Here is a 24254-nt window from a genome sequence, read left to right on the forward strand (position 1 = left end):
AGCGACATCCCACAGTCTCTGCCCGAAAGTGAGGCAACCACACGGGAGTTGGAAGGCTCTAACACGTCGACCATGTCGGACCGGCGGTCCTCGACCGGGCCCGCCGGGAGAGTTGGGGGAAGATGTGCGCACTACTGCAAGACGCCATCTCGGGAAGCTGATGGCGGTGGTGGCGCTCGCGGTCGCGGGCGGCGCCGTCGCTGTCGGGACGGCCCTGCCGGGGGACGGCGGGGACGACATAGGCAGGGCGGGGGCGGCGCAGCGCGACGCCGTGGCCCCGGAGGGAACCGTCGAGCCGGCCCCCGCGGACCGGGCGAAGGGCGTCGGCCGCGACCCGCTGACCGAGGCCGAGACGGAGCGGGCCGAGAAGCTCGCGGAGAACACCAGCGGACTGCGGGCGAGCGCGCGGGACGTGGAGGGCGACCGCGGCCCCCAGCACCTGTCGACGAACCTCACGGAGGTCGACCCCGGCCTCACCGGCGCCGCCGCCGAGCAGCGCCGCGCCGACGTCGTGTACTACGACTACAAGGCGGACTCCGTCGTCACCAAGACGGTCAACCTCGACACGGGGAGGGTCGAGGACACCAGGACCGACGAGGGCGTGCAGCCGCCGCCCAGCCAGGAGGAGCTCGCCGAGGGCGCCCGGCTGCTGATCGCCGACCCGCTCGGCAAGGACCTCAAGGGCGACTACAAGGACGCCACCGGCAAGGAGCTCACGAAGCCCGACCAGCTTCAGTTGAGCGGCATGGTGTTCCGCAAGAAGACCGTCGCGAACGTGCCGGCCGACCTGAAGGCATGCGGAGAGCACCGCTGCCTGCGCGTCATCACCAAGGTCGTGAACGGGCCGTGGATCGACACCCGCGCCCTCGTCGTCGACCTGAGCGACCGCAGCGTCGCCCGCCTCGGCCGCTAGCCCCGCCGCCACCGCAACCTCCTCCACGAAGGAGTCCTCACGCATGCACGTCAACAGAGTTCCGCGCGCCCGCAGAAGGCCCGCCGTCGCGGCCACGGGCCTCGCGGTCACCGCGCTCGTCGCCGGCCTCTTCGCCACCGCCCCCGCCGCCACCGCGGCCCCTCCCGAGGCGCCCGCCGCCGCCGCGCCCGACTGCTCGGACGCGTACCGCATCGAGCAGACCCTCGACGGCGGCACCACCTGGCGCATGTGCTGGCACTACAACACGCTGTCCGGGCTCGTCCTCGACGACGTCAGCTACCAGCCCAAGGGCGAGGCACAGCCCATCCGCGTCCTCACCAGCGCCCGCCTCGCGCAGGTCCACGTCCCGTACGACGACGGCGAGGCCGAGTACGACGACGTCACCGGCACCGACTTCGGGCAGGCCCTCCAGAACCTGAAGCCGAACGAGTGCCCCGGCGGCACCATCAAGACCGTCAAGGTCCCCGACATGGGCAACGTGAAGGGGCTGTGCACCACCACGCGTGCGCGCGGGCACGCGTACCGGCTCAGCGACGACTACTCGACCGGCGGCAGCGGCAAGGTCTACAGCGCCCAGGGCAAGGACCTGCTCGTCTACACGGTCAACAAGGCGTCCTGGTACGAGTACATCACCGAGTGGCGCTTCACCTCCGACGGCACCATCACCTCCAACGTCGGCGCCACCGGCAGCCTCTCCCCGTACGACTACGACGGCACCGACGGCAAGGGCTGGCCCATCGGCAAGGGCGCCACCGCCTACGCCGAGAGCCACAGCCACAACGTCTTCTGGCGGCTCAACTTCGGCCTGGACGGCTCGCCCAAGGCCAAGGTCGAGCAGTACGACTCCAAGGTGACCCCGCCGGCCGGCGACGGCTCGCCCACCACGAAGACGACCCGCACCCCCGTCACCAAGGAACTCGCGGGCGACGTGAAGGACATGCGGTGGTGGCGCGTCGTCTCCACCGCGGGCAAGAACAAGGACGGCCACCCCAGGTCGTACGAGTTCGTGCCGGGCCGCTCCAACCGCTTCCCCGGCCGCGCCTTCACCAAGCACGACGTGTACTTCACCGAGTACAAGAAGTGCGAGCAGTACGCGAGCGACAACCCGGCGGCGAACTGCGGGGGCACCAGCGTGAACAAGTGGGTGAACGGGCAGACGCTCAAGCACCCGATCACCTGGGTCAACATCGGGTTCCACCACATCGCCCGGGATGAGGACCAGCAGCCCATGCCGGTGCACTGGCAGGGCTTTTCGCTGGCCCCCAGGGACGTGACCGCTATGAATCCGCTCACTCCGGCCGACCTGGAGGGGCAGAACGGCGTTCCCCGAAACGGCAGTTGAGAAACCGGCGGCCGCATCCGGCTGCATCGCCACCCGCTCCCGGAGTACCCTTCCTTGATCGTTGCTGGGGGAAGTGTTCGACAGGCTCGGGGGGCGGAAGGCGGTGCGGAGCGGGTGAGCTCGGGAGGGCTGGAGCTGCCCCCTGGTGACGACGGTCACGAGGGCCAGGACAGCCAGGAGACAGCCTCCACGGACATCCCGCCCGGAGCCGTGTCGCTGGCCAGGCCCATGGACGTGGCGTCCCAGATCGGACCGGAGCTGGACTGGGGCGCCGACGCCTGGAGCGAGGTCCGTACGCGCGCGCAGCGCGCCGGGCGTGCCTACATCTGGCTGAACCTGGTGGAGCAGCGGCTGCGCGCCGTCGTCGCCGCCGTGCTCCGCCCCGTCTACGCGCCCGTGCACGGCGAGGACTGGGTGGTCGCGGCGGCGGGACCCGCGGGCCAGGAGTGGGTGCAGCGGGCCGTCGCCGTGCGCGAGGTCAGCCGTCGCAAGGGCTATCTCCTCGACCCGGCCGACGACAACGTGCTGTCGTTCCTCACCCTGCCGCAGCTGCGCGAGCTGATGGTGCAGCACTGGCCGTGCTTCGAGCCGTACTTCGACGACCGCCGCGACGTGGAGCTGGCCCTCGACGAGCTGGAGGTCACGCGCAACGTCGTCTCCCGTAACCGCGCGCTCTCGGAGGCGGTCCTCGCGCAGGCCGAGCGCGCCTCCGCCCGGCTCCTGGACATACTCGGCGCCGGCTCCGACGTGCCGTCGGCCCGCAGGCTGCCCGTCGACGCCGTCGAGGACCTGGTCGGCGACCGGTACGCGGACGTCGTGGGCGTGCACTCGGACCGGGTCAGGCTGCTGCGCCAGTTCCCGGCAGAGGACCTCTTCGGCGGGGCGCGCCGCCTCGACGCCATCGGCATAGGCCTCAACCTGCTCACGCAGAACTTCTCCGGCCGCCGCCTGGTCCGCCTCGCCGAGACCGGGTCGCGGATACGGCTCCTGTTCCTCAACCCCGCGTCCAGCGCGGTCAAAAGGCGCGAACGGGAGCTCGGACTCAAACGGGGCGAACTGAGCCGCTCCGTCGAGATGAACATCCTCCACATGCGCCGCGTGCGGGCCCGCCTCAGGGATCCCGGCGCGTTCGAGATCCGGGTCTTCGACGAGACCCCGCGCTTCACCGCGTACCTCGTCGACGGCGACGGCTCGGACGGCATCGCCGTCGTCCAGTCGTATCTGCGCAGGACGCGGGGGATGGAGGCGCCGGTCCTCGTGCTGCGCGGCGGGGGCCGCGTGGTGAAGGCGGGTGCGTCGGCGGAGACGGGGGAGAACGGCCTTTTCGTGACGTACCGCGACGAATTCGAGCAGGCCTGGGCGGACGCCCGCCCCGTGTCGTAACGGCGGGGAACGGGGCGGGGACGGGCGCCCGGCCGGATTGTCAGTGGGGCGTGCGAAGGTGTTGGTCATCGGGGGAACGCACCACGAGAAGGGGGCTGCCATGGGCTGGCACCGCGAGCTGATGATCGGCTTCGACCTGGAGACGACCGGGACCGATCCGCGCGAGGCGCGCATCGTCACGGCCGCCGTCATAGAGGTGAAGGACGGCGCGGTCCTCGGCCACCGGCAGTGGCTCGCCGACCCGGGCGTGCCCATCCCCGAAGAGGCGATCGCGGTGCACGGTGTCACGAACGAGCGGGCGGCGGCCGAGGGCGAGCCGGCCGACCGGGTCGCCGACGCCATAGCGGAGGTGCTCGTCGGGTACTGGCGCACCGGCGTCCCGGTGGTGGCGTACAACGCGACGTTCGACCTCACCCTGCTCTCCGCCGAACTCGCCCGGTACGGGCTGCCGTCGCTGCGCGAGCGCCTCGCGGGCGTCGAGCCCGCACCCGTCGTCGACCCCTACACGATCGACCGCACCGTCGACCGCTACCGCAGGGGCAAGCGCAACCTCGAAGCGGTCTGCACCGAGTACGGGGTGCCGCTCGACGCCGCGCACGACGCGTCGGCGGACGCGCTGGCCGCGGCGCTGCTCGCCCGCGCGATAGGCGAGCGGCACGCGAAGGTCGCCCAGCTCGGGGCGGCCGAGCTGCACCGCAGACAGGTCGAGTGGTACGCCGAGTCGGCGATCGACTTCCAGAACTTCCTGCGCAGGAAGGGCAATCCGGACGCGGTCGTGGACACGGTGTGGCCGATGCGCGTGCTCGACACACCGGCCGCCACGTAACGCGGCGCGCGCGGGGCGGTCCCGGTCAGAACGGGTACCAGCGGACCTCCGGGTCGCCGTCCCGCAGCGAGGCGACCCGTCGGCGGAACTCCGCGAGCGCCTTCGGGTTGGACGGCGCGTGCTGCGACACCCACGCGCAGGACGCCGTCTCCCGCGCCCCGCGCAGCACGGCGCAGCCCTCCCACTCGCGCACGTCCCAGCCGTACGCGGACACGAAGCCGTCGTACGCCTCGGCCGGCAGCCCGTACCGGTCCCTGGACAGGGCCATGACCACCAGATCGTGCTCCCGCAGATCGGAGGAGAACGTCTCGAGATCGACCAGGACGGGTCCCTCGGGCCCGATGTGGACATTGCGCGGCAGGGCGTCGCCGTGGATAGGTCCCGGCGGAAGGTGCGGGGTCAGCGCCGCGGCGGCCGCGGCGAAGCCGTCCCGCCGCTCCCGCAGATAGTCCGCGTCGGCCGGGTCGATGGCGTCGCCCGCGATCCGCAGCCAGCGCTCGACGCCGCCGAGCAGTTCACGGCGCGGCAGCTCGAGACCGGTCGGAGCGGGCAGGGCGTGCACCCGCTTCAGCAGCTCCGCCAGGTCCCGCGGCTCGGCGGGGCGGACGGCCGCGGGGATGCGGTGCCACACGGTGACCGGGTGCCCGTCGACGACCAGCACCTCGTCCTTCGCGGCGCGCACCGCGGGCACGTCGTGCTCGGCGAGGTAGGAGGCGATGGCGACCTCGCGGCGGGCGCGGTCGAGGAGTTCGGCGCCGCCGCGCTCGATGCCGCGGCCGACCTTCACGACGAGGTCACCGGCGGCGAACACCGCGTTCTCGCCGAGCGCGAGCAGTTCCGCCGTGCCGTCCACGACCTCCGCCCGCGCCAGCACGTCCCGTGCCCGTGCCTCGTCCATCCCACGCCTCCCGCGTCCCGCGTCCCACCTGGTACGGGGCCAGTCTCGCACCCGGTCGGGGGCGGGCCGCGCGCCGGTGAGCGGAAAACCGGTGGACGCCGGGCGCGGGCCCAGGACAGCATGAGGGTCATGTGCAGCGCAGCCACGATGGCCGTCTCGGTGACCCGCCTCTTCCTGGGCTGCGCGCACGCCACGCGCCTGCGCACGGCCCCGGCGCTCTGACCGCCCCGGCCTCCTCGACGCACCGCGACCACCGGCACCCGGCCTGATCGGCTCGGGCCGCCGCCCCGGCACGCCGTCTCACGACGTCGTCGCCGCCGGTCGTGGGTTCCCGCCCCCGGCACCGTCGCCCTCGTCCGCTCCCCGAGCGACGACGAGCCCGACCCTGCCCACTCCCGGCACACACCGCCTCGCGGTGCCGCGTCCTTGATGTCCCGGTTCCCGGTCGGAGCCCTCATCCGCCCCTTTCCCGTACGGATGACAAGGACCGCTGGCCATGGCCGCCCGTTCCACCGGCACGTCGCGTTCGCGTGCCCTCTCGCAGAACTTTCTCGCCGATCACGCCGTCGCGCGCCGCTTCGCCCGGCTCGCCGTTCCCGACCTCGACCCCACCACCCCCTTGCTCATCGAAGTCGGCGCGGGCAAGGGCGCCTTGACCGAGCCGCTCGCGCGACGCGCCCCCGAGCTCGTCGCGTACGAGATCGACGGGCGGCTCGTCGAGGGGCTGCGGCGCCGGTTCGCCGGGCGGCACCACGTCCGCGTGCGGCACGCGGACTTTCTGGCCGCGCGGCCGCCCCGCACCCCGTTCGCCGTCGCGGGGAACGTGCCGTTCTCGCGCACGGCCGACGTCGTCGACTGGTGCCTGCGCGCGGACCGGCTCACCTCCGCCACCCTCCTCACTCAGCTCGAGTACGCCCGCAAACGCACGGGCGACTACGGGAGTTGGACCCGCCTCACCGTCCTGACCTGGCCGTACGTCGAGTGGCGGCTGCTCGGCCGGGTGCCGCGCACCGCCTTCCACCCGGCCCCGCGGGTCGACGCGGGCGTCCTCCGCATCGACCGCCGCACGCGCCCCCTGATCACGCGGGCCGAACACCGCGCGTACGAACGGCTCGTGACGCTCGGGTTCTCCGGCGTCGGCGGCAGCCTGCGCGCCTCGCTGAGCCGCGCCCACCCGCGCCGTCGCGTCGACGCCGCCCTGCGCGCGGCGGGCATCCCGTCCGGCGCGCTCGTCGGGCAGGCCGCGCCCGGCCAGTGGCTGCGGCTCTGGGAGGCTCTCGAGAAATAATCAGTTGCACGAGACGTCTCGTCTCGCATACGGTGTGGGCATGACCAACCCGAACCACGGCAAACGTGCCCACATCGCCATGTTCTCCATCGCCGCCCACGGGCACGTGAACCCGAGCCTCGAAGTGATCCGGGAGCTCGTCGCCCGTGGGCACCGCGTCACGTACGCGATCCCGCACCTGTTCGAGGAGAAGATCGCCGAGACCGGCGCCGAGCCGGTCCTCTACCGCACCACGCTCCCCGGCCCCGACGACGACCCGGAGGCGTGGGGCACCACCCTGCTCGACAACGTCGAGCCGTTCCTGGACGACGCGATCCAGGCGCTGCCGCAGCTCATCGACGCGTACGAGGGGGAGGGCGGCGCGGGCGTGCCCGACCTCGTACTGCACGACATCACCTCGTACCCCGCGGGCGTGCTCGCGCACCGCTGGGGCGTGCCCGCGGTGACGCTCTCGCCGAACCTCGTCGCCTGGGAGGGGTACAAGGAGGAGATCGCCGACCCGATGTGGGAGGAGCCCCGGCAAACGCCGCGCGGCAAGGCCTACTTCGAGAAATTCGACGCCTGGCTCAAGGAGTCGGGGCATCCGCAGAGCGCCGACGAATTCTGGGGGAACTACGACCGCACCCTCGTCCTCATTCCGAAGGCGCTCCAGCCGAACGCCGACCGCGTCGACGAACGGCGCAACACCTTCGTCGGCGCCTGCCAGGGCGACCGCTCCGCGCAGGGCGACTGGGAGCGTCCCGCCGACGCCGAGCGCGTGCTGCTCGTGTCGCTCGGCTCCTCGTTCACCAAGCAGCCCGACTTCTACCGGGAGTGCGTGAAGGCCTTCGGTGACCTGCCGGGCTGGCACGTCGTGCTCCAGGTCGGCCGCCATGTCACCGCCGAGGATCTGGGGCCTGTTCCCGGCAACGTAGAGGTGCGACAGTGGGTGCCGCAGCTCGCGATCCTCAAGAAGGCCGACGCCTTCATCACGCACGCGGGGGCCGGCGGCAGCCAGGAGGGGCTGGCCACGGCCACGCCGATGGTCGCCGTGCCGCAGGCCGTCGACCAGTTCGGCAACGCCGACATGCTGCAGGGCCTCGGCGTCGCCCGGCACGTCCCCATGGCGGAGGCGACCGCGGCGACGCTCCGCGAGGCCGTCCTCGCGCTCGTCGACGACCCGGAGGTGGCGCGCCGACTGTCCGCGATCCAGCGGGACATGGCGGGGGAGGGCGGCACCCGCCGCGCGGCCGACCTCATCGAGGCGGAACTGCCGGCGTGACGGAGGGGCTCCGACGCGATTTCTCACAGAACGGTTCCGCCGTTCCGTGAGAAATATGTGCGAAGCGGATAACGAAAAGGAATCGCGTGAAACGTACGACCGATACCCCCCGGAAAAGGTTGCGTTCGTCCGTTCTTGAACTTGGCGAGAACGGATTCTTACCGTGAGGTGAACCTACTTGTGAACAAAGAAAGCTGGCGCGCCTCATGCCCCGAGACATACCGTCGTTGCCCGAAGTGCGGCGCATTACCCAGAAAAAGCGCGACGCGTGGTGGACCGTGCTGCTCGTCGACCCGCTCGCCACACCTCTCGTACGACTGACGGCGCGCTGGACCCGCATCACCCCGAACCAGATCACCTGGGGCGCCCTCATCCTGGGGCTCGGCGCGGCCGGCTGTTTCGCCATGGGGGACTGGCGCTGGCTGATCGCCGGAGCCGTGATCTACCACCTGAGCTTCGTGCTCGACTGCATGGACGGCAAGGTCGCCCGGCTCACCGGGCAGGGCTCCGTGTTCGGCGCCTGGCTCGACTACATCTTCGACCGCGTCCGCGTCATGGCCTGCGCCGTCGCCCTGATGGGCGGCCAGTTCCACCGCACCGGCGATCTGATCTACGTCTGGCTCGCGGTCGCCGTCGTCTTCCTCGACGGGCTGCGCTACATCAACTCGCTGGAGATCTTCAAGACCCGGCACACGATGCGCAAGCAGATCAAGGCCCGCATGCGGGCCGCCCGGCGCGCGCAGAACGCCGAGCGCGTCGCCTTCATGGAGGACCTGCTGCGGGCCAACCCGTCCGCCGACATCGAGCAGGACCTGAACGGGGCGGCCACCGCGGAGGCCGCGGCCGAAGCCGCAGCCGAGGACGACGCGGCCCCGGAGCCGGAGGCCGCGCAGGAGCCCGCGCCGCGCCCCAAGGTCGTCGACCTGCACCAGGAGTTCCGCAGCCGCTTCCCGGTCTATCTGCGCTTCCGGTCCTTCCTGCTGCGCCACCGGATCCGTACGCACCTGGTGAGCGGCATCGAGTTCCAGATGGCCGTCTTCATCGTCGGACCGCTGCTCGACCAGGTGATCGGGGCGACCGTCGCGGCCGGTGTGCTGCTGCTCGTCTTCGAACTCGCCATCGTCTACAAGCTGCTGCTCTCCACCCGCGACTTCGGCCGCACGCTGGCGGCCTTCGAGAAGGACGCGGCCGAGCGGGAGGCCGCCGAGCGGGAGGCCGCCGAGCAGGCCCCCCGCTACGAGGAGAACGAGAAGGGCCTGTCCACCGTCGCGTGACGCGACGGTGGACAGGCCGAGGGGCGGGCGCGGGGCGCGACGTCAGACGCGCACCTGATCGCCGCCCTCGCGCGGCACCGGGGCGGGCTCGATGCCCGCCTCGTCGTCGTGCGTCAGGTCGGGCATCCGCCGCAGCCACGTCGGCAGGTACCAGTTGCGCTCCCCGAGCAGCGCCATCACGGCCGGGAGCAGCACGCCGCGGATGACGGTCGCGTCGATCAGGATCGCCGCGGCCAGGCCGACGCCCATCTGTTTCATGGACTGCATGGACAGCGTCCCGAAGATGCTGAACACGGCGACCATGATGACGGCGGCGCTGGTCACGACGCCCGCGGTGGTGACGACGCCGTGCCGGATCGCGGCCTCGTTCGTCCGCCCCGCGAGCCGCGCCTCCTTGATCCGGGACACCACGAACACGTGGTAGTCCATCGACAGGCCGAACAGGATCACGAAGAGGAACAGCGGCAGCCACGTGATGATGGCGCCGACCCCCTCCGCCCCGACCAGCGAGGCGCCCCAGCCGTGCTGGAACACGGCCACGAGGATCCCGTACGCCGCGCCCACCGACAGCAGGTTGAGCACGATCGACGTGATCGCGACCGTCAGCGAGCGGAACGACAGCAGCATCAGCAGGAACGCGAACACGACGACGAACGCGAAGACCGGCACCACGGAGCCGACGATCTGGTCGTTGAAGTCCTTCGAGCCCGCGACCTGCCCGGTGATCGGCGCCTCGACGCCGTCCACCGCGCCGAGCGTGTCGGGCCGCACCTCGTCGCGCAGCAGCGCCAGGCTCTTCTCCGCCCTGTCCTGATCGGACCCGCCCACCAGCGGTACGTCGACGATCGCCACGTTCTCGTCGCGGTGCACGGTGACCTCCACCGGGCCGCGCGAGGCGCCCGAGCTGACGGCCCGCGCCCGGAAGTCGGCGAGCGCCGAGCGCACGTCCGCGGCGTTGATGTCGTCGGCCTTCACGACCACCTCGGCCGGATCGGAGCCGCCGGGGAACGCCGCGTTGACCCGGTCGTACGTCGCCACGATCGGCAGCGAGTCGCCGAACTCCTGGTCGAGCGTGAGGTTCTGCGTCTTCATGCCGAGCGCGGGCGCGGCGATCGCGAGCAGCGCGCCGACCGCGACGACGACGGAGACGGCGGGCCGCGCGAGCACCACGGTCAGGACCCGGCTCCAGAACCGGCTGCCGGACGTGCCGCCGTTCCCGTTCCGCCGCTTCGTCGGGTGCAGGAACGGGATCCGCCCCTTCTCCACCCGCTCGCCGAGCAGCGAAAGCAGCGCCGGGAGCACGGTCACGGACCCCACCATCGCGACGGCGACCACCATCAGCGAGGCGAGCCCCATCGCCTGGAACTCGGCGAGACCGGTGAACATCATGCCCGCCATCGCCACGCACACCGTGACGCCCGAGACGATGATCGCCCGGCCGCTGGTCGCCGCCGCGACGCGCAGCGCGGTCTGCGGATCGCGCCCCTTCATCCGCTCCTCGCGCTCGCGCCGCAGATAGAACAGGCAGTAGTCGACGCCGACCGCGAGGCCGACGAGCAGCATCACCGAGTTCGCCGTCTCGCTCATCGGCTGGAGATGGCTGACGACGCCCATCAGGCCCATCGTCGCCATGATCGCCGTGATGGCGAGCGCCACCGGCAGCAGCGCCGCGACCAGCGCGCCGAACGCGATGAGCAGGATGCCGAGCGCCACCGGCACCGCCGAGTACTCGGCGCGCTGGAAGTCGTCGCCGAACGCGTCGTCGAACGTCTTGTTCATGCTCGCCGCGCCGATCTCCTCGATGCGCAGCGCGTCATGGTCGTCCGCGACCCCCGCGACGGCCTTCTGGACCGGTTCGACCCGGTCGGCCGCGGTGTCGGGGTCGCCCCGCATGTCGAACTGGACGAGCGCGGTGCGGCCGTCCTTCGAGATCGTCCGGGTGTCGGCGGCGTACGGCGAGCGCACCGCGGTCACCTCGCCCGTGCCCTCGACGGCCCGCACCACGTCGGCGACGGCCGCCCTGAACTCCGGGGCGGTCGCCCGCAGCGCCCCGTTCCTGCTCTGCACGAGCACCGTCTCACCGGCCGGCTCGTCCACGCCCGCGTCGTCGATGATGCGGGCGGCCTGGCTGGTCTCGCCCTTGAGCTGGTCGTCGTCCGAGACGTCGACGCGGCCCGCGACGGACCCCAGGCCCATCGCCACCACGACGAAGAGCACCCAGATCCCCACCGCCGCCCACCTGTGCCGGGCGCTCCAGCCCCCGGCCCGCGCGGCGACCCCGCGCACCCGGTGCTCCCGCCGTTCCCCGTTCCCTGCCATCAGGTCACCTCCGAAGTCGAAGGTATGGGCGGGATAAGTCCGGTTCGTCGTGCTGGTCGGTGAAGTGCGGGTGATGCGGATCCGCGCGGAGGATGACGCAAGTCCCTTACATCTATCGGGGGTTGACTCACCTGGGGATGAACATCCGGAACCGTCCGATTTGTTATTACGAAACCTTGTTGACCATGTCACAGGTGGATGTAGGTCTTGATCTGATCGCGTCAATCGGTCAGGGTTTCGTCTCAACCCCCGGACATCTTCCGGAGTTTGACAACCTTCGCGAGGGTTCGTCCTGGGGCGCTGGCAATCCCCCCACACCACTGAGGAGATCCCTCTTCATGGCAACAAACCAGCATGCGCGCACGATGAAGCTCACCGCGGCGATAGCCACGGCGGCTACGGCAGTGGGCGTCACCATGTTCGGCGGCTTCTCCGCGACCGCGGCGCCCGCCGAGGGCAAGGTCTACGGCCAGGACGCCAAGGGCGCCGTGGCCGGCAGCTACATCGTGCTGCTCGACAAGAAGGCGGGCGCCACCGCCAAGAAGGACCTGGCCAAGGAGTACGGCGGCACCCTGAAGCGGAACTACAGCTCCGCCGTCAACGGGTTCTCGGCGAGCGGCCTCTCGGACACCGAGGCCAAGCGCCTCGCGGCCGACGGCGCCGTGTCGAAGGTCGTCCAGAACAAGAAGTTCCACATCGACGCCACCCAGGACAACCCGCCGTCGTGGGGCCTGGACCGCATCGACCAGGCGGAGACCGCGGGCGACAGCAAGTACACGTACCCGGACAGCGCGGGCGAGGGCGCGACCGCGTACGTCATCGACACCGGTGTCCGCATCAGCCACAAGGACTTCGGCGGCCGCGCCTCCTACGGCTTCGACGCCGTCGACAACGACGACAGCGCCGACGACGGCAACGGGCACGGCACGCACGTCGCCGGCACCATCGCCGGCGAGGCGCACGGCGTCGCCAAGAAGGCGAAGATCGTCGCGGTCCGCGTCCTCGACGACCAGGGCTCCGGCACCACCGAGCAGGTCGTCGCGGGCATCGACTGGGTGACCGAGAACCACCAGGGCCCCTCCGTCGCCAACATGTCGCTCGGCGGCGGCGTGGACGAGGCGCTCGACGCGGCGGTCAAGAAGTCCATCGACTCCGGTGTCACCTACGCGGTGGCGGCGGGCAACGAGTCGACGGACGCCTCCCAGTCCAGCCCCGCCCGGGTCCCGGAGGCCATCACGGTCGCCTCCTCCACGAAGGACGACGAGCAGTCGGACTTCTCCAACTACGGTTCCGTCGTCGACATCTACGCGCCTGGATCGGACATCACGTCCGACTGGAACACCGGCGACGACGCCACCAACACCATCTCCGGTACGTCGATGGCCACGCCGCACGTCGTCGGCGCGGCGGCCGTCTACGTCGCGGGGCACCCGGACGCGGCCCCGGCCGACGTCGCCAAGGCGCTCACCGACGGGGCCACCCCCGACGCCATCAAGAACGCGTCGGACGGCACCGCCAACAAGCTCCTGAAGGTCGTCGAGTAATCGTTTCGGCTCGATGATCGGCGGCCGTCGTGCCCACCCCCCACGGGGCACGGCGGCCGCCTTATCGTGTGCGCATGACTCAGGCGACGACCGAGGGACACGCGGCGCTGCTGCGCGGCATCAACGTGGGCGGCAGCAAGAAGGTGCCGATGGCGCGGCTGCGGCCACTGATCGAGTCCCTCGGGCTCGGCGACGTACGCACCCACCTCCAGAGCGGCAACGTCGCCTTCACCGCCCCGGACGGCGGCGACGAGGACCAGCTGGCCGCCGCCATCGGCAAGGCCGTCGAGGGCGAGTTCGGCTTCCCCGTCGACGTCATCGTGCGCGGCCACGCCTATCTCAAGGCGGTGGCGGAGGCCTGCCCCTTCCCGGCCGCCGAGCTCGAGGGCAAGCAGCTGCACGTCACGTACTTCTCCGGACCCGTCACCGCCGAACGGTTCGCCTCCGTCGACCCCGCCGCGTACGCGCCCGAGGACTTCCGGCTCGGCGACCGCGCCCTCTACCTCTACGCGCCCCAGGGCCTCGGCGTCTCGAAGCTCGGGGCCGCGCTGTCCCGCCCGGCCCTCAACAAGGGGCTCGTCGCGACCAGCCGCAACTGGAACACCGTGACGAAACTGGTGGAGCTCACGGCCCCACGGTGAGCCCGACCGTGAAAAGGTCGGCTCATGCGCTACATCATCATCGGAGCAGGAGCGGTCGGCGGCGTCATCGGCGGACGCCTCGCACAGGCCGGGCACGATGACGTCGTGCTCGTCGCGCGCGGCCGCCAGTACGCGGCACTGCGCGACAACGGCCTCCGCCTGGAGACGCCCGACGGCCCGCACGTCCACCGACTCCCCGTCGTCGAAGGACCCGAGCCGCTCGGCGTGCTGCGCGCCGACGACGTGCTGATCCTCGCCGTGAAGACCCAGGACAGTGCCGCCGCGCTCGCCGCGTGGGGGCCGCGCCCCGTCGAGGGCGGCGGCACGGCGGCGCAGCGGCTGCCCCTCGTCTGCGCGCAGAACGGAGTGGAGAGCGAGCGGATCGCCCTGCGCACCTTCCAGCGCGTCTACGGCATGTGCGTCTGGCTGCCCGCCACGTTCGTCGAGCCCGGCGTGGTCCGCGCCCCGTGCGCCCCGCTCTCCGGGATGCTGCACATCGGCCGGTACCCGCAAGGCAGCGACGAGACCGCGCGGGCGATCTCCGGGGACCTGGAGAAGGGCCTCCTGGAGGCGCCCGTCGTCGACGACGTGATGCGCTGGAAGTACGCCAAACTCCTTGCCAACCTGGCGAATTCGATCGAGGCGGTCTCCGGGGTGCTCGCCGACGACGCGGCCTTCGCGCTCGTCGCCCGCGCCCGCGCGGAGGGCGAGGCCGTCCTCGCCGCCGCCGGCATCGACCACACCTCGCAGGACGAGGAGAAGCGGACCCGGCAGGACAAGGTCGCCTTCGACCCGCTCGACGGCACCCCGCGCGGCGGCGGCTCGTCCTGGCAATCGCTCCAGCGCGGCGCGGGCTCCATCGAGGCGGACTACCTCAACGGCGAGATCGCCCTCCTCGGCCGCCTCCACGGCGTCCCGACCCCGGTCAACGACGTCCTCCAGGAACTCGCGAACGAGGCGGCACGCGAGGGCCGCCCGGCGGGAGCGACGAGCGTGACGGACCTGGTGGCGGCGGTGGACGCGCGCACGACGCCTCGGTAGCCCGCTGTCGCGTTTGTTCAAGAGGCGCGGGTGCGGGCCGCCGTAGCGTCGGCGGCATGAACGAACTCCGCAAGGACACCGTGTATCCGTACCTCGTCGAGAGCGCCGCCGAGGCCGCGCGCGTCGCCGCGGGCGTCAAGCCCGACCGGCTCGACGCGGCCTCGGGCTGCGGCGACTGGGACGTACGGACCCTGGTCAACCACTGGACCGTGTACACCTCGCACGGCATGGAACACCGGGCGCTGCGCACCCGACTGCCCGAGGAATTGACCGCGCGCGACCTCACGACCGAGGAGGACTGGGCGTCGACGTACGCCGCCGACCTCGACCGGGCGGTCGCCGCCTGGTCCGACCCGGCGGTCTGGGACGGCGACATCGACCTCGGCTTCGCCCAGCAGCCCGCCCCCGAGGTCGCCGCCCTCCTCTGGGCCGAACTCGTCCTCCACGGCTGGGACGTCGCCCACGCCACGGGCCAGGAGTTCGCCGTGTCGGACGGCGCGGCGGCGCTGCTGCTCCAGGTCGTCGAGGCGAACGCCGAGCTCTACCGCCAGTACGAGGGCTTCGCCGCACCGGTCCCCGTGGGGGCCGACGCCTCGACGTACGCGAAGGCCCTCGCCCTCAGCGGCCGCGACCCGCGCTGACGCTCACGCGCCGACCGCCACCAACTCCCGTACGCAAGCCACTTCGTAACGGTTCATCAGTACTCGGGCCACCTCGGGGGCCGCGCCCAGGACGTTCGCGAGGACGTCCGCGTCGGACGCGCCCTTCGCGATGCGGTCGGGGAGGCGGCCGGGGGCCAGGACGTAGGGGGCCACCGCGACGCGGGAGCAGCCGAGGGCGCGGAGTTCGCGGACCGCGTCCTCCGTGCGGGGAAGGGATGCGGAGGCGAACGCAGGCCGCACGGCGCACCAACCGGTGTGCCGCCACTCCCGCGCGATTTCAGCGATCACTGCGATCGCCTCCGGGTCGGATGAGCCCGCCGAGGCCAGGACGACCCCGGTCGTGGGCTTGTCGGCGGGGGTGAGCCCCGCCTCGTACAGGCGGCGTTCGAGGGCCGTGACCAGGAGCGGGTCGGGGCCAAGGACGTCCGCCTGGCGGATCCGCAGTCCGGGCGGTGCCTCGCGCAGCACCGCCGGGATGTCCGCCTTCGCGTGGAACGCTCGGGTCAGCAGGAGCGGGAGGGCGATCACGTCGCGGACGCCCTCCGCCGCGAGCGACGTCAGCATCCCGTGCACCGAGGGGACGTTGAAGTCGAGAAACGCCGTCTCCACCCGTACGCCCGGGTGCTGCGCCCGCACCTCGCCCACGAGGGCGTGCACGGTCGCGGCATGGCGCGGGTCGCGGCTGCCGTGGGCTATCACGAGGAGGACGGGGGAGTGGCTCATCGGTCGCTCAGTTCTTGTCGCTCAGTGCTTGACGAGGAGTCCGCGCTGCGTGCGCCGCTCCAGCGGGGTGAGGATCAACAGGTCGACGGCGATTCCGAGGGTCGGGACGAGAAGGGCGGTGAGCACGACCGCAGGGACGGCCGACGTGGCATCCGGCATCGCGGAGGCGATCAGCTGGGCCGCGAGCAGTGCCCGCCAGGTGAACGCCCAGCCTTGTTTGACGCCTGCCAGGCAGCCGGGTTCCGGTGCGGCGACGGCCCGGGCGATCGGTGGGCCCGCGCCGAGCAGCAGCACGGCGTACATCACCGGGGCGCTCAGGCCGAGGCAGAGGACCGCGGCCGGGACCCAGACCACCGCAGGCAGCCACCCAAGGGCTGACAGGACGGGGGCCGCCACCGACCGGACCCCCGGCACGCGTGCCAGGGCGCACCCGAGCAGCGTGCCGGCCGCAAGGGCGAGCAGGAAGCCGAGCAGCCCGTACGAGACGCTCGTCCGGAGCAGGTCCGGGAACGTCTCCTGCCAGGTCGCGGCCACCACGCTCGCCCTCATGCCGGTCCGGGACTCAGAAGTCCCAACCCTCCTCGTCCACCAGCGACTTGGGGTCCTCAGCCGAAGCGAAGGACTCGCCCGCCATGCCCGCGGCCAGCGTCGTGCCGTCCGACGGGTCGATCAGGAGGAACGAGCCCGTGCGGCGGGAGTCCGCGTACGAGTCGATGGCGAGCGCCTCGGAGATGCGCACCTTGACCCGGCCGATGTCGTTGGCGACCAGCTGACCCGGCTCCGGGTGCTGGGAGAGGTCGTCGAGGGTGAGCCGCGACGGGATCTCCTTGACGATCGCCTTGACCGTGCGCGTGGTGTGCTTGAGCAGCACGCGCTGGCCCACGGTGAGCGGGGTGTCCGCGACGTGGCACACCGTCGCCGTGATGTCCTGCGACGTGGCGGGCGCGTCGTGGCTCGGCACGATCAGGTCGCCGCGCGAGATGTCGATGTCGTCCTCCAGGAGGAGGGTGACCGACTGCGGCGTCCACGCCACGTCGACCGACGTGCCGAGCAGGTCGATGCCGACGATCTTCGACGTCCTGCCGGAGGGCAGCACGGTGACGGACTCGCCGACGCGGAACGTGCCGGCCGCGATCTGCCCCGCGTAGCCCCGGTAGTCCGGGTGCTCGGCGGTCTGCGGGCGGATCACGTACTGCACGGGCAGCCGGGCGTGGCAGCCGGTGAGGTCGTGGCTGACCGGGACCGTCTCCAGGTGCTCGAGGACCGTCGGGCCGCCGTACCAGTCCATGTTCGCGGACGGCTCCACGACGTTGTCGCCCGCGAGCGCCGAGATCGGGATGGCGGTGATCTCCGGGACGCCCAGCTTCCCGGCGTACGCGGTGAACTCCTCGGCGATCGCCGCGAAGACCTTCTCGTCGTAGTCGACGAGGTCCATCTTGTTCACGGCGAGGACGACGTGCGGGACGCGAAGCAGCGCGGCCACCGCGGCGTGCCTGCGGGTCTGCTCGATCACGCCGTTGCGGGCGTCGACGAGGACCACCGCGAGGTCGGCGGTCGAGGCGCCGGTCACCATGTTCCGCGTGTACTGCACGTGCCCCGGCGTGTCCGCGAGGATGAAGCGGCGGCGCGGGGTCGCGAAGTAGCGGTACGCGACGTCGATGGTGATGCCCTGCTCGCGCTCGGCGCGCAGGCCGTCCGTGAGCAGCGCGAGGTCCGGCTCGGCGGCGCCGCGCGACCTGGATGCCAGCTCGACGGCCTCCAGCTGGTCGGTGAGGACCGACTTGGAGTCGTGCAGCAGGCGGCCGACCAGCGTGGACTTGCCGTCGTCGACCGAACCGGCCGTGGCGAACCGCAGCAGGGTCGTCGCCGAAAGCCCGGCCAGCTCCTCGGCGGCGTTCGTGGTGGTGCTCATCTCTAGAAGTACCCTTCGCGCTTGCGGTCTTCCATGGCGGCCTCGGACATCTTGTCGTCGGCGCGGGTGGCGCCCCGCTCGGTGAGCCGGGACACGGCGATCTCGGCGATGACCTTGTCGATGGTCGTGGCGTCCGAGTCGACGGCGCCGGTGCACGACATGTCGCCGACGGTGCGGTAGCGGACCTGCCGCGTCTCGACCGTCTCGCCGTCCTTCGGGCCGCCCCACTCGCCGGCGGTCAGCCACATGCCGCTGCGCTTGAAGACCGGGCGCTCGTGCGCGTAGTAGATCTCCGGCAGTTCGATGTTCTCGCGGGCGATGTACTGCCACACGTCCAGCTCGGTCCAGTTGGAGAGCGGGAAGACCCGGACGTGCTCACCGGGGGCGTGGCGGCCGTTGTAGAGCTGCCACAGCTCGGGGCGCTGGCGGCGCGGGTCCCACTGCGAGAACTCGTCGCGCAGGGAGAAGACGCGCTCCTTGGCGCGGGCCTTCTCCTCGTCGCGACGCCCGCCGCCGAAGACCGCGTCGAAACGCTCCTGCTGGATCTTCTCGGTGAGCGGCACCGTCTGGAGCGGGTTGCGGGTCCCGTCCGGGCGCTCCTTGAGCTTGCCCGCGTCGATGTACTCCTGCACCGACGCGACGTGCAGGCGCAGGCCGTGTTTCTCCACCGTGCGGTCGCGGTAGTCGATGACCTCGGGGAAGTTGTGCCCCGTGTCGACGTGCAGCAGGGAGAAGGGGATCGCCGCGGGGGCGAAGGCCTTCAGCGCGAGGTGCAGCATGACGATGGAGTCCTTGCCGCCGGAGAAGAGGATCACCGGCCGCTCGAACTCGCCCGCGACCTCGCGGAAGATGTGCACCGCCTCGGACTCCAGGGCGTCCAGGTGGCTCAGCGCGTACGGGCTGTCGGTCTCCTCGGCGCCCTCGGAGACGGAAGAAGCTACGGTCGTCATGCGGCGAGACCCCTCTCGGTGAGCAGCGCGCGGAGCGCTGCCGCGGACTCCTGCACGGTCTGGTTCTGCGACTCGATGCGCAGGTCGGGCGATTCGGGCGCCTCGTACGGGTCGTCGACGCCGGTCAGGCCGGACAGTTCGCCGGCCGCCTGCTTGGCGTACAGGCCCTTCACATCGCGCTCGGAGCACACCTCCACGGGCGTGGCGACGTGCACCTCCAGGTAGCCGGTGCCGCCTGCCTGGTGGCGCTTGCGGACGGCCTCGCGGCTGTCGGCGTACGGCGCGATGACCGGCACGAGGGCCAGGACGCCGTTGCGGGCCAGGAGTTCGGCGAGGTAGCCGATGCGCTGCACGTTCGTGTGCCGGTCCTCGCGGCTGAAGCCGAGGCCCGCCGAGAGGTACTCGCGGATCTCGTCGCCGTCGAGCACCTCGACCTTGCGTCCCTCGGCGCGCAGCGTGTTCGCCAGCTCGTACGCGATGGTGGTCTTGCCGGCGGACGGCAGACCCGTGAGCCAGATCGTGGCTCCGGTCACTTGGTTCTCCAAAGTCCGTGGTTCGTTCATGGCGGTCAGCCGTGCAGTCCGCACTCGGTCTTGGCCCGGCCCGCCCAGCGTCCGGCGCGCGCGTCCTCGCCCTCCAGGAGGCGGCGGGTGCACGGGGCGCAGCCCACGGAGCCGTAGCCGTCCATGAGGAGCGGGTTCGTGAGCACGCCGTGCTCGGCGACGTAGGCGTCGACGTCGTCCTGCGTCCAGCGGGCGATCGGCGAGACCTTGACCTTCTGCCGCTTCTCGTCCCAGCCGACGACCGGGGTGTTCGCGCGGGTCGGGGACTCGTCGCGGCGCAGGCCCGTGGCCCACGCGGCGTATCCGGCGAGCCCTTCCTCGAGGGGCTTCACCTTGCGCATCGCGCAGCACAGGTCGGGGTCGCGGTCGTGCAGCCTCGGGCCGAACTCGGCGTCCTGCTCGGCGACCGTCTGCCGCGGGGTGAGCGTGATGACGTTGACGTCCATCACGGCCGCGACGGCGTCCCGGGTGCCGATCGTCTCCTCGAAGTGGTAGCCGGTGTCGAGGAAGACGACGTCCACACCCGGCATCGCGCGGGAGGCGAGGTGGGCGACGACCGCGTCCTCCATGGACGAGGTCACGCAGAACTTCTTGCCGAAGGTGTCCGTCGCCCACTGGAGGATCTCCAGCGGCGAGGCGTCCTCCAGGTCGCGCCCGGCCTGCTCGGCGAGCGCCTTCAACTCTTCCGTGTCCGTGGGGGCCTGAGTCGTCGTCATATCCGTTCCCCTCCACCGTCGTTGCGCTGAAGTCCCTTGGTCAGGAGCCCGCGGAACCGGAGCGTGAACGCTCGGTTGCAGGCCCCGCACTCCCAGGCGCCGTGCCCCTCCTCGCCGGGCCTGAGGTCCTCGTCGCCGCAGTAGGGGCAGAAGAACGGCGCGGCACGCTCACTCACGACAGGGCCTCCGCACTCGCGCGGGCCGCCCAGGTCGCGAAGCGTTCGCCGTCCTCGCGTTCGGCCTCGTAGTTCTTGAGGACGCGCTCGATGTAGTCGGGCAGTTCGGCCGAGGTGACCTTCAGGCCGCGGACCTTGCGGCCGAAGCCCGCGTCGAGGCCGAGGGCGCCGCCGAGGTGCACCTGGTAGCCCTCGACCTGGTTGCCGTCCTGGTCGAGGACGAGCTGGCCCTTGAGGCCGATGTCCGCGACCTGGATACGGGCGCAGGCGTTCGGGCAGCCGTTCAGGTTGATGGTGAGCGGCTCGTCGAACTCCGGGAGGCGGCGCTCCAGTTCGTCGATGAGCTGCGAGCCGCGCTGCTTCGTCTCGACGATGGCGAGCTTGCAGAACTCGATGCCGGTGCAGGCCATCGTGCCGCGCCGGAACGGCGAGGGCTTCACCTGGAAGTCGAGCGCCTCCAGGCCGGCGACGAGCGAGTCGACCTGGTCCTCGGCGACGTCAAGGATGATCATCTTCTGCTCGACGGTGGTGCGCAGCCGGTCCGAGCCGTGCTCCCCGGCCAGTTCGGCGATCTTCGTGAGCGTGGTGCCGTCGACCCGGCCGACGCGCGGCGCGAACCCGACGTAGAAGCGGCCGTCCCGCTGCCGGTGGACGCCGATGTGGTCGCGCCACTTCTGCGAGGGCTCCGCGGGCGCCGGGCCGTCGACCAGCTTCCGCTTGAGGTACTCGTCCTCCAGGATCTGGCGGAACTTCTCGATGCCCCAGTCGGCGACCAGGAACTTCAGGCGGGCCCTGTTGCGCAGCCGGCGGTAGCCGTAGTCGCGGAAGATGCCGACGACGCCGGCCCACACGTCGGCGACCTCGTCGAGCGGCACCCACGCGCCGACGCGCTGCGCCAGCTTCGGGTTGGTGGACAGGCCGCCGCCGACCCAGAGGTCGAAGCCGGGGCCGTGCTCGGGGTGCTCGACACCGACGAACGCCACGTCGTTGATCTCGTGGACCACATCCTGGACAGGGGAGCCCGAGACCGCGGTCTTGAACTTGCGCGGCAGGTTGGAGAACTCCTTGCTGCCGATGTACCGCTCGTGGATCTCGTCGACGGCGGGGGTGCCGTCGATGATCTCGTCGGCGGCGATCCCGGCCACCGGGGATCCGATGATCACTCGGGGGCAGTCGCCGCACGCCTCGGTCGTGGACAGGCCCACGGCCTCCAGCTTCTCCCAGATGGCGGGGACGTCCTCGATGCGGATCCAGTGCAGCTGGATGTTCTGCCGGTCGGTGATGTCGGCGGTGCCCCGGGCGTACTGCTCGGAGACCTCGCCGATGGCGCGCAGCTGGGCGACGGTCAGCCGGCCGCCGTCCACGCGCACGCGCAGCATGAAGTACTCGTCGTCCAGCTCCTCCGGCTCCAGGACGGCCGTCTTGCCGCCGTCGATGCCGGGCTTGCGCTGGGTGTAGAGCCCCCACCAGCGCATGCGTCCGCGCAGGTCCTGGGGGTCGATGGAGTCGAAACCGCGCTTGGAGTAGATCGTCTCAATACGTGTCCGTACATTGAGACCGTCGTCGTCCTTCTTGAACTGCTCGTTGCCGTTGAGCGGAGTGAAGTGACCCACGGCCCACTGGCCCTCGCCACGGTGACGGCTCACCTTGCGGCGGGGCGTGGCGGGGGTAGGCGTATCCGGGGTGGCAGCCATGGAGATGTGTCCTTCAGGCAGGCTTTGGGCGGCTCTGACCTGCACACTTCGCGCAGAGGGCGCGGCGGTGCGCAGTGGATCAGGTGTAACGAGGAATCGGCGGTGCTGGAGAGATCAGCGCGCCGGACAGATGGCGCTGGACATGCGGCCGAAGTCGACGTGACGTCGACTCACCAAGGCGGTTCCAGCTGTAGACATGACGAAAGCGTGTCACGGGACTTTGGGCCCGGTCCACCATCGTCCGCAATCTGGACGAGATCGTCTCGAATCGCGGACTACAGTGGTGTCGGTCACAGCGGTGAAAAGGGACTGAACGGGGCAGGTGGGGCGCTTCAGGCGGCCGGGAAGGTGTCCGCGGAGGTGGCCGGGAAGGCGCCGGGCCACGGGCCCGGAGTCGGAACGTCCGGCTCCTCCTCGGACGTCGTGCGGAACACCTTGAAGCCGCGCCGCTCGTAGTTCGCCATCGCGTGCTCGCCGTCCTTGCTGCACGTGTGCAGCCACACCCGCCGCGTCGGCTCCCGGTCGGGCCACCGCTCGGCCAGGTCCCAGGCCCGCGCGACGGCGTACGACAGCAGATGCCCGCCGATCCGGCGCCCGCGGAACGCCGGGATCAGGCCGAAGTAGACGACCTCCACCACACCGTCGTCCTGCGCGTCCAGCTCCACGTACCCGGCGGGCGTCCCCTTGTCGTACGCGACCCAGGTCTCGGCACCCGGACGCGACAGCTGCTCCTGCCACTGCGCGTAGCTCCAGCCGAGCCGGTCGATCCAGCGGATGTCGCCGCCCACGGACGCGTACAGGAACCGGCTGAACTCCGGCGAGGGCACCTCGGCGCGCACGATCCGGACGTCGTCGCCCTCCGGCGGGGTCGCGGGGCGCAGATCGGCGGGCGAGGTCTGCTCGAGCGACCACGTGGTGACGGTGATGGTGTTGCTGCTGCTCATGCGGCTCATCGGATCACGCCCGACGCGCTATGGCCAAGGCTGCCCGCAATGCGGGAAGATCCCGCAGCGCGCAACAGCGCCACCCCCCTCTGCGCCATCCGTACCAGCCCTACCGGAGGTTGTACCGATGTCACGTCGCTTCGCTCGTGGTGCTCTCGCCGCGGCCACCCTCACCGTCGCCCTCGCCACGCTCGCCGCACCCGCCCTCGCCGCGCCGGGATCCGCGCAGGCCAGGGTCTTCATGGTCAACCCGGTCCAGTCGTCCGGTGACCAGTCCCTCACCGACGCCAAGGACTCCGCCACGGCGGTCCCGAGCGCCCAGTACGCCACCGCCGCCCTGCGCAATCTCGACGGCAGCGGGGGTCTGTCCGGAAAGTGGGCCACCGTGAGATCCGAGACCGGCGCCGCCGCGAAGGTCGCGGACGCCGGGACGTACACCCGCCACGACGACCAGTTCGAGCAGGTCATGGCGTACTTCTGGGTCAACGAGGCGCAGGAGTACCTGCAGTCCCTCGGCTTCGGCACCGAACTGCCCGGCGCCAACGACCGCGCCCAGCCCGTCCGCATCAACCAGTGGGGCGCCGACAACTCCTTCTTCACCGACAAGAAGGCCGAGATCCGCTTCGGCAAGGGCGGCGTCGACGACGCGGAGGACGCCGAGGTCGTCGTCCACGAGTACGGGCACGCGGTGCACAACGCGCAGGTCCCCGGCTTCGGTACGTCCCTGGAAGCCGGCTCGATCGGCGAGGCGTTCGGCGACTACCTCGCGGTCGAGGTCGGCGCCGCGGCCGACGCCCGCTACGGCTGGCCGCGCAAGACGGACCTCGCCTGCGTCGCCGACTGGGACTCCGTCTCGTACACCTCGTCGACGCCGCACTGCCTGCGCCGCATCGACACCGACAAGACGTACGCGGACCGGGTGGGCGAGGTGCACGCCGACGGCGAAATCTGGTCCCGCGCCCTGTATGACATCCGCCGCGCCCTCGGCGCCCGCACCGCCGACCGCATCATCGTGAACGCCCAGTTCTCCTTCGCCCCCGACACCAGCTTCGAGGCGGCGGCGAAGTCGACGATCGCGACGGCGCGGCAGATGTACGGGGCCGGAGCGGAGTCCTCGGTCCGCAAGGCCTTCGCGGACCGAGGGATTCCGGGGGTGTGAGTCG

23 protein-coding genes are annotated in these 24254 nt (G+C 71.3%); 12 read left to right on the forward strand and 11 right to left on the reverse strand.

What is annotated here, in order from left to right; translation table 11 throughout:
* Positions 1-124: 124 nt before the first annotated feature.
* The 4 genes from ACTWJ8_RS29245 to ACTWJ8_RS29260 all read left to right on the forward strand — a co-directional run bounded on the left by ACTWJ8_RS29245 (position 125) and on the right by ACTWJ8_RS29260 (position 4485).
* A complete protein-coding gene (locus tag ACTWJ8_RS29245) occupies positions 125-913 on the forward strand; it encodes a Tat pathway signal sequence domain protein (RefSeq protein ID WP_356378674.1) in 789 nt (262 codons plus the stop codon).
* Positions 914-956: 43 nt separating this feature from the next.
* Positions 957-2276, forward strand: coding sequence for a copper amine oxidase (locus ACTWJ8_RS29250; RefSeq protein ID WP_356378677.1), 1320 nt, complete (start codon positions 957-959; stop codon positions 2274-2276).
* Positions 2277-2390: 114 nt separating this feature from the next.
* Positions 2391-3659, forward strand: a complete 1269-nt coding sequence (locus tag ACTWJ8_RS29255) for an SAV2148 family HEPN domain-containing protein (protein WP_356378680.1) — start codon at positions 2391-2393, stop codon at positions 3657-3659.
* Between the two features lie 100 nt (positions 3660-3759).
* The gene (locus tag ACTWJ8_RS29260) at positions 3760-4485 is read left to right on the forward strand and encodes a 3'-5' exonuclease (RefSeq protein WP_443260690.1); all 726 of its coding nucleotides are present in this window, start codon (positions 3760-3762) and stop codon (positions 4483-4485) included.
* A gap of 25 nt (positions 4486-4510) precedes the next feature.
* Here ACTWJ8_RS29260 and ACTWJ8_RS29265 read toward each other — a convergent pair whose 3' ends face one another.
* The gene (locus tag ACTWJ8_RS29265) at positions 4511-5383 is read right to left on the reverse strand and encodes a phosphotransferase enzyme family protein (protein WP_356378686.1); all 873 of its coding nucleotides are present in this window, start codon (positions 5381-5383) and stop codon (positions 4511-4513) included.
* 496 nt (positions 5384-5879) lie between these two features.
* Between ACTWJ8_RS29265 and erm the strand changes: the two genes are divergently transcribed.
* The 3 genes from erm (at position 5880) to ACTWJ8_RS29280 (ending at position 9206) form a co-directional block, all read left to right on the forward strand.
* Positions 5880-6671 carry an ErmE/ErmH/ErmO/ErmR family 23S rRNA (adenine(2058)-N(6))-methyltransferase gene (gene erm, locus ACTWJ8_RS29270; RefSeq protein ID WP_443260691.1) on the forward strand — a complete coding sequence of 264 codons (792 nt, stop codon included), beginning with the start codon at positions 5880-5882 and terminating at the stop codon, positions 6669-6671.
* A gap of 40 nt (positions 6672-6711) precedes the next feature.
* Positions 6712-7932 (forward strand): macrolide-inactivating glycosyltransferase, encoded by a 1221-nt coding sequence (gene mgt / locus ACTWJ8_RS29275; protein ID WP_443260692.1) that lies wholly within the window; start codon positions 6712-6714, stop codon positions 7930-7932.
* A gap of 206 nt (positions 7933-8138) precedes the next feature.
* Entirely contained in the window at positions 8139-9206 is a 1068-nt protein-coding gene (locus ACTWJ8_RS29280; protein WP_443260693.1) for a CDP-alcohol phosphatidyltransferase family protein, read from the forward strand.
* A gap of 42 nt (positions 9207-9248) precedes the next feature.
* Here the strand turns inward: ACTWJ8_RS29280 and ACTWJ8_RS29285 are convergent, their stop codons facing one another.
* Entirely contained in the window at positions 9249-11525 is a 2277-nt protein-coding gene (locus ACTWJ8_RS29285; RefSeq protein WP_443260694.1) for an MMPL family transporter, read from the reverse strand.
* 338 nt (positions 11526-11863) lie between these two features.
* Here ACTWJ8_RS29285 and ACTWJ8_RS29290 point away from each other — a divergent pair, with 338 nt between their 5' ends.
* The 4 genes from ACTWJ8_RS29290 (at position 11864) to ACTWJ8_RS29305 (ending at position 15392) form a co-directional block, all read left to right on the forward strand.
* Entirely contained in the window at positions 11864-13069 is a 1206-nt protein-coding gene (locus tag ACTWJ8_RS29290; RefSeq protein WP_356378701.1) for a S8 family peptidase, read from the forward strand.
* A gap of 74 nt (positions 13070-13143) precedes the next feature.
* Positions 13144-13710 (forward strand): DUF1697 domain-containing protein, encoded by a 567-nt coding sequence (locus ACTWJ8_RS29295; RefSeq protein ID WP_356378704.1) that lies wholly within the window; start codon positions 13144-13146, stop codon positions 13708-13710.
* A gap of 24 nt (positions 13711-13734) precedes the next feature.
* Entirely contained in the window at positions 13735-14751 is a 1017-nt protein-coding gene (locus ACTWJ8_RS29300; protein WP_443260695.1) for a ketopantoate reductase family protein, read from the forward strand.
* A gap of 56 nt (positions 14752-14807) precedes the next feature.
* A complete protein-coding gene (locus tag ACTWJ8_RS29305; protein WP_443260696.1) occupies positions 14808-15392 on the forward strand; it encodes a TIGR03086 family metal-binding protein in 585 nt (194 codons plus the stop codon).
* Positions 15393-15395: 3 nt separating this feature from the next.
* Here the strand turns inward: ACTWJ8_RS29305 and ACTWJ8_RS29310 are convergent, their stop codons facing one another.
* The 9 genes from ACTWJ8_RS29310 to ACTWJ8_RS29350 form a co-directional block, all read right to left on the reverse strand.
* A complete protein-coding gene (locus tag ACTWJ8_RS29310) occupies positions 15396-16136 on the reverse strand; it encodes a sirohydrochlorin chelatase (RefSeq protein WP_443260697.1) in 741 nt (246 codons plus the stop codon).
* Between the two features lie 21 nt (positions 16137-16157).
* Positions 16158-16673, reverse strand: coding sequence for a hypothetical protein (locus ACTWJ8_RS29315; protein ID WP_443260698.1), 516 nt, complete (start codon positions 16671-16673; stop codon positions 16158-16160).
* 25 nt (positions 16674-16698) lie between these two features.
* On the reverse strand, positions 16699-18048 hold the full coding sequence (locus ACTWJ8_RS29320; RefSeq protein ID WP_356378718.1) for a sulfate adenylyltransferase subunit 1: 1350 nt from the start codon (positions 18046-18048) through the stop codon (positions 16699-16701).
* 2 nt (positions 18049-18050) lie between these two features.
* A complete protein-coding gene (gene cysD, locus ACTWJ8_RS29325; RefSeq protein ID WP_356378721.1) occupies positions 18051-18998 on the reverse strand; it encodes a sulfate adenylyltransferase subunit CysD in 948 nt (315 codons plus the stop codon).
* On the reverse strand, positions 18995-19561 hold the full coding sequence (gene cysC, locus ACTWJ8_RS29330) for an adenylyl-sulfate kinase (protein ID WP_356378724.1): 567 nt from the start codon (positions 19559-19561) through the stop codon (positions 18995-18997). Before cysC ends, cysD begins: the two co-directional genes overlap by 4 nt.
* 5 nt (positions 19562-19566) lie before the next feature.
* Positions 19567-20277: a phosphoadenylyl-sulfate reductase gene (locus tag ACTWJ8_RS29335; protein WP_356378727.1), complete on the reverse strand. Its 711-nt coding sequence runs from the start codon at positions 20275-20277 to the stop codon at positions 19567-19569.
* Entirely contained in the window at positions 20274-20453 is a 180-nt protein-coding gene (locus tag ACTWJ8_RS29340; RefSeq protein ID WP_356378729.1) for a hypothetical protein, read from the reverse strand. The genes ACTWJ8_RS29335 and ACTWJ8_RS29340 overlap by 4 nt, the downstream gene beginning before the upstream one ends.
* Complete coding sequence (locus ACTWJ8_RS29345) at positions 20450-22147, reverse strand: nitrite/sulfite reductase (RefSeq protein WP_356378732.1); 1698 nt, start codon at positions 22145-22147, stop codon at positions 20450-20452. The genes ACTWJ8_RS29340 and ACTWJ8_RS29345 overlap by 4 nt, the downstream gene beginning before the upstream one ends.
* Positions 22148-22479: 332 nt before the next feature.
* Positions 22480-23091 carry a GNAT family N-acetyltransferase gene (locus ACTWJ8_RS29350; protein ID WP_443260699.1) on the reverse strand — a complete coding sequence of 204 codons (612 nt, stop codon included), beginning with the start codon at positions 23089-23091 and terminating at the stop codon, positions 22480-22482.
* Positions 23092-23218: 127 nt separating this feature from the next.
* Here ACTWJ8_RS29350 and ACTWJ8_RS29355 point away from each other — a divergent pair, with 127 nt between their 5' ends.
* The gene (locus tag ACTWJ8_RS29355; RefSeq protein ID WP_443260700.1) at positions 23219-24250 is read left to right on the forward strand and encodes a M36 family metallopeptidase; all 1032 of its coding nucleotides are present in this window, start codon (positions 23219-23221) and stop codon (positions 24248-24250) included.
* Positions 24251-24254 lie beyond the last annotated feature (4 nt).

Source organism: Streptomyces sp. SDT5-1, from assembly GCF_052245995.1.
Classification (GTDB): Bacteria; Actinomycetota; Actinomycetes; order Streptomycetales; family Streptomycetaceae; genus Streptomyces.

Excerpts from the sequence above, each read along its gene's own strand:
- ACTWJ8_RS29250 (WP_356378677.1), top strand. The coding sequence starts at position 957 with ATGCACGTCAACAGAGTTCCGCGCGCCCGCAGAAGGCCCGCCGTCGCG.
- ACTWJ8_RS29260 (WP_443260690.1), top strand. The coding sequence starts at position 3,760 with ATGGGCTGGCACCGCGAGCTGATGATCGGCTTCGACCTGGAGACGACC.
- ACTWJ8_RS29265 (WP_356378686.1), bottom strand. The coding sequence starts at position 5,383 with ATGGACGAGGCACGGGCACGGGACGTGCTGGCGCGGGCGGAGGTCGTG.
- erm (WP_443260691.1), top strand. The coding sequence starts at position 5,880 with ATGGCCGCCCGTTCCACCGGCACGTCGCGTTCGCGTGCCCTCTCGCAG.
- mgt (WP_443260692.1), top strand. The coding sequence starts at position 6,712 with ATGACCAACCCGAACCACGGCAAACGTGCCCACATCGCCATGTTCTCC.
- ACTWJ8_RS29280 (WP_443260693.1), top strand. The coding sequence starts at position 8,139 with ATGCCCCGAGACATACCGTCGTTGCCCGAAGTGCGGCGCATTACCCAG.
- ACTWJ8_RS29285 (WP_443260694.1), bottom strand. The coding sequence starts at position 11,525 with ATGGCAGGGAACGGGGAACGGCGGGAGCACCGGGTGCGCGGGGTCGCC.
- ACTWJ8_RS29290 (WP_356378701.1), top strand. The coding sequence starts at position 11,864 with ATGGCAACAAACCAGCATGCGCGCACGATGAAGCTCACCGCGGCGATA.
- ACTWJ8_RS29295 (WP_356378704.1), top strand. The coding sequence starts at position 13,144 with ATGACTCAGGCGACGACCGAGGGACACGCGGCGCTGCTGCGCGGCATC.
- ACTWJ8_RS29300 (WP_443260695.1), top strand. The coding sequence starts at position 13,735 with ATGCGCTACATCATCATCGGAGCAGGAGCGGTCGGCGGCGTCATCGGC.
- ACTWJ8_RS29305 (WP_443260696.1), top strand. The coding sequence starts at position 14,808 with ATGAACGAACTCCGCAAGGACACCGTGTATCCGTACCTCGTCGAGAGC.
- ACTWJ8_RS29310 (WP_443260697.1), bottom strand. The coding sequence starts at position 16,136 with ATGAGCCACTCCCCCGTCCTCCTCGTGATAGCCCACGGCAGCCGCGAC.
- ACTWJ8_RS29320 (WP_356378718.1), bottom strand. The coding sequence starts at position 18,048 with ATGAGCACCACCACGAACGCCGCCGAGGAGCTGGCCGGGCTTTCGGCG.
- cysD (WP_356378721.1), bottom strand. The coding sequence starts at position 18,998 with ATGACGACCGTAGCTTCTTCCGTCTCCGAGGGCGCCGAGGAGACCGAC.
- cysC (WP_356378724.1), bottom strand. The coding sequence starts at position 19,561 with ATGAACGAACCACGGACTTTGGAGAACCAAGTGACCGGAGCCACGATC.
- ACTWJ8_RS29335 (WP_356378727.1), bottom strand. The coding sequence starts at position 20,277 with ATGACGACGACTCAGGCCCCCACGGACACGGAAGAGTTGAAGGCGCTC.
- ACTWJ8_RS29345 (WP_356378732.1), bottom strand. The coding sequence starts at position 22,147 with ATGGCTGCCACCCCGGATACGCCTACCCCCGCCACGCCCCGCCGCAAG.
- ACTWJ8_RS29350 (WP_443260699.1), bottom strand. The coding sequence starts at position 23,091 with ATGAGCAGCAGCAACACCATCACCGTCACCACGTGGTCGCTCGAGCAG.
- ACTWJ8_RS29355 (WP_443260700.1), top strand. The coding sequence starts at position 23,219 with ATGTCACGTCGCTTCGCTCGTGGTGCTCTCGCCGCGGCCACCCTCACC.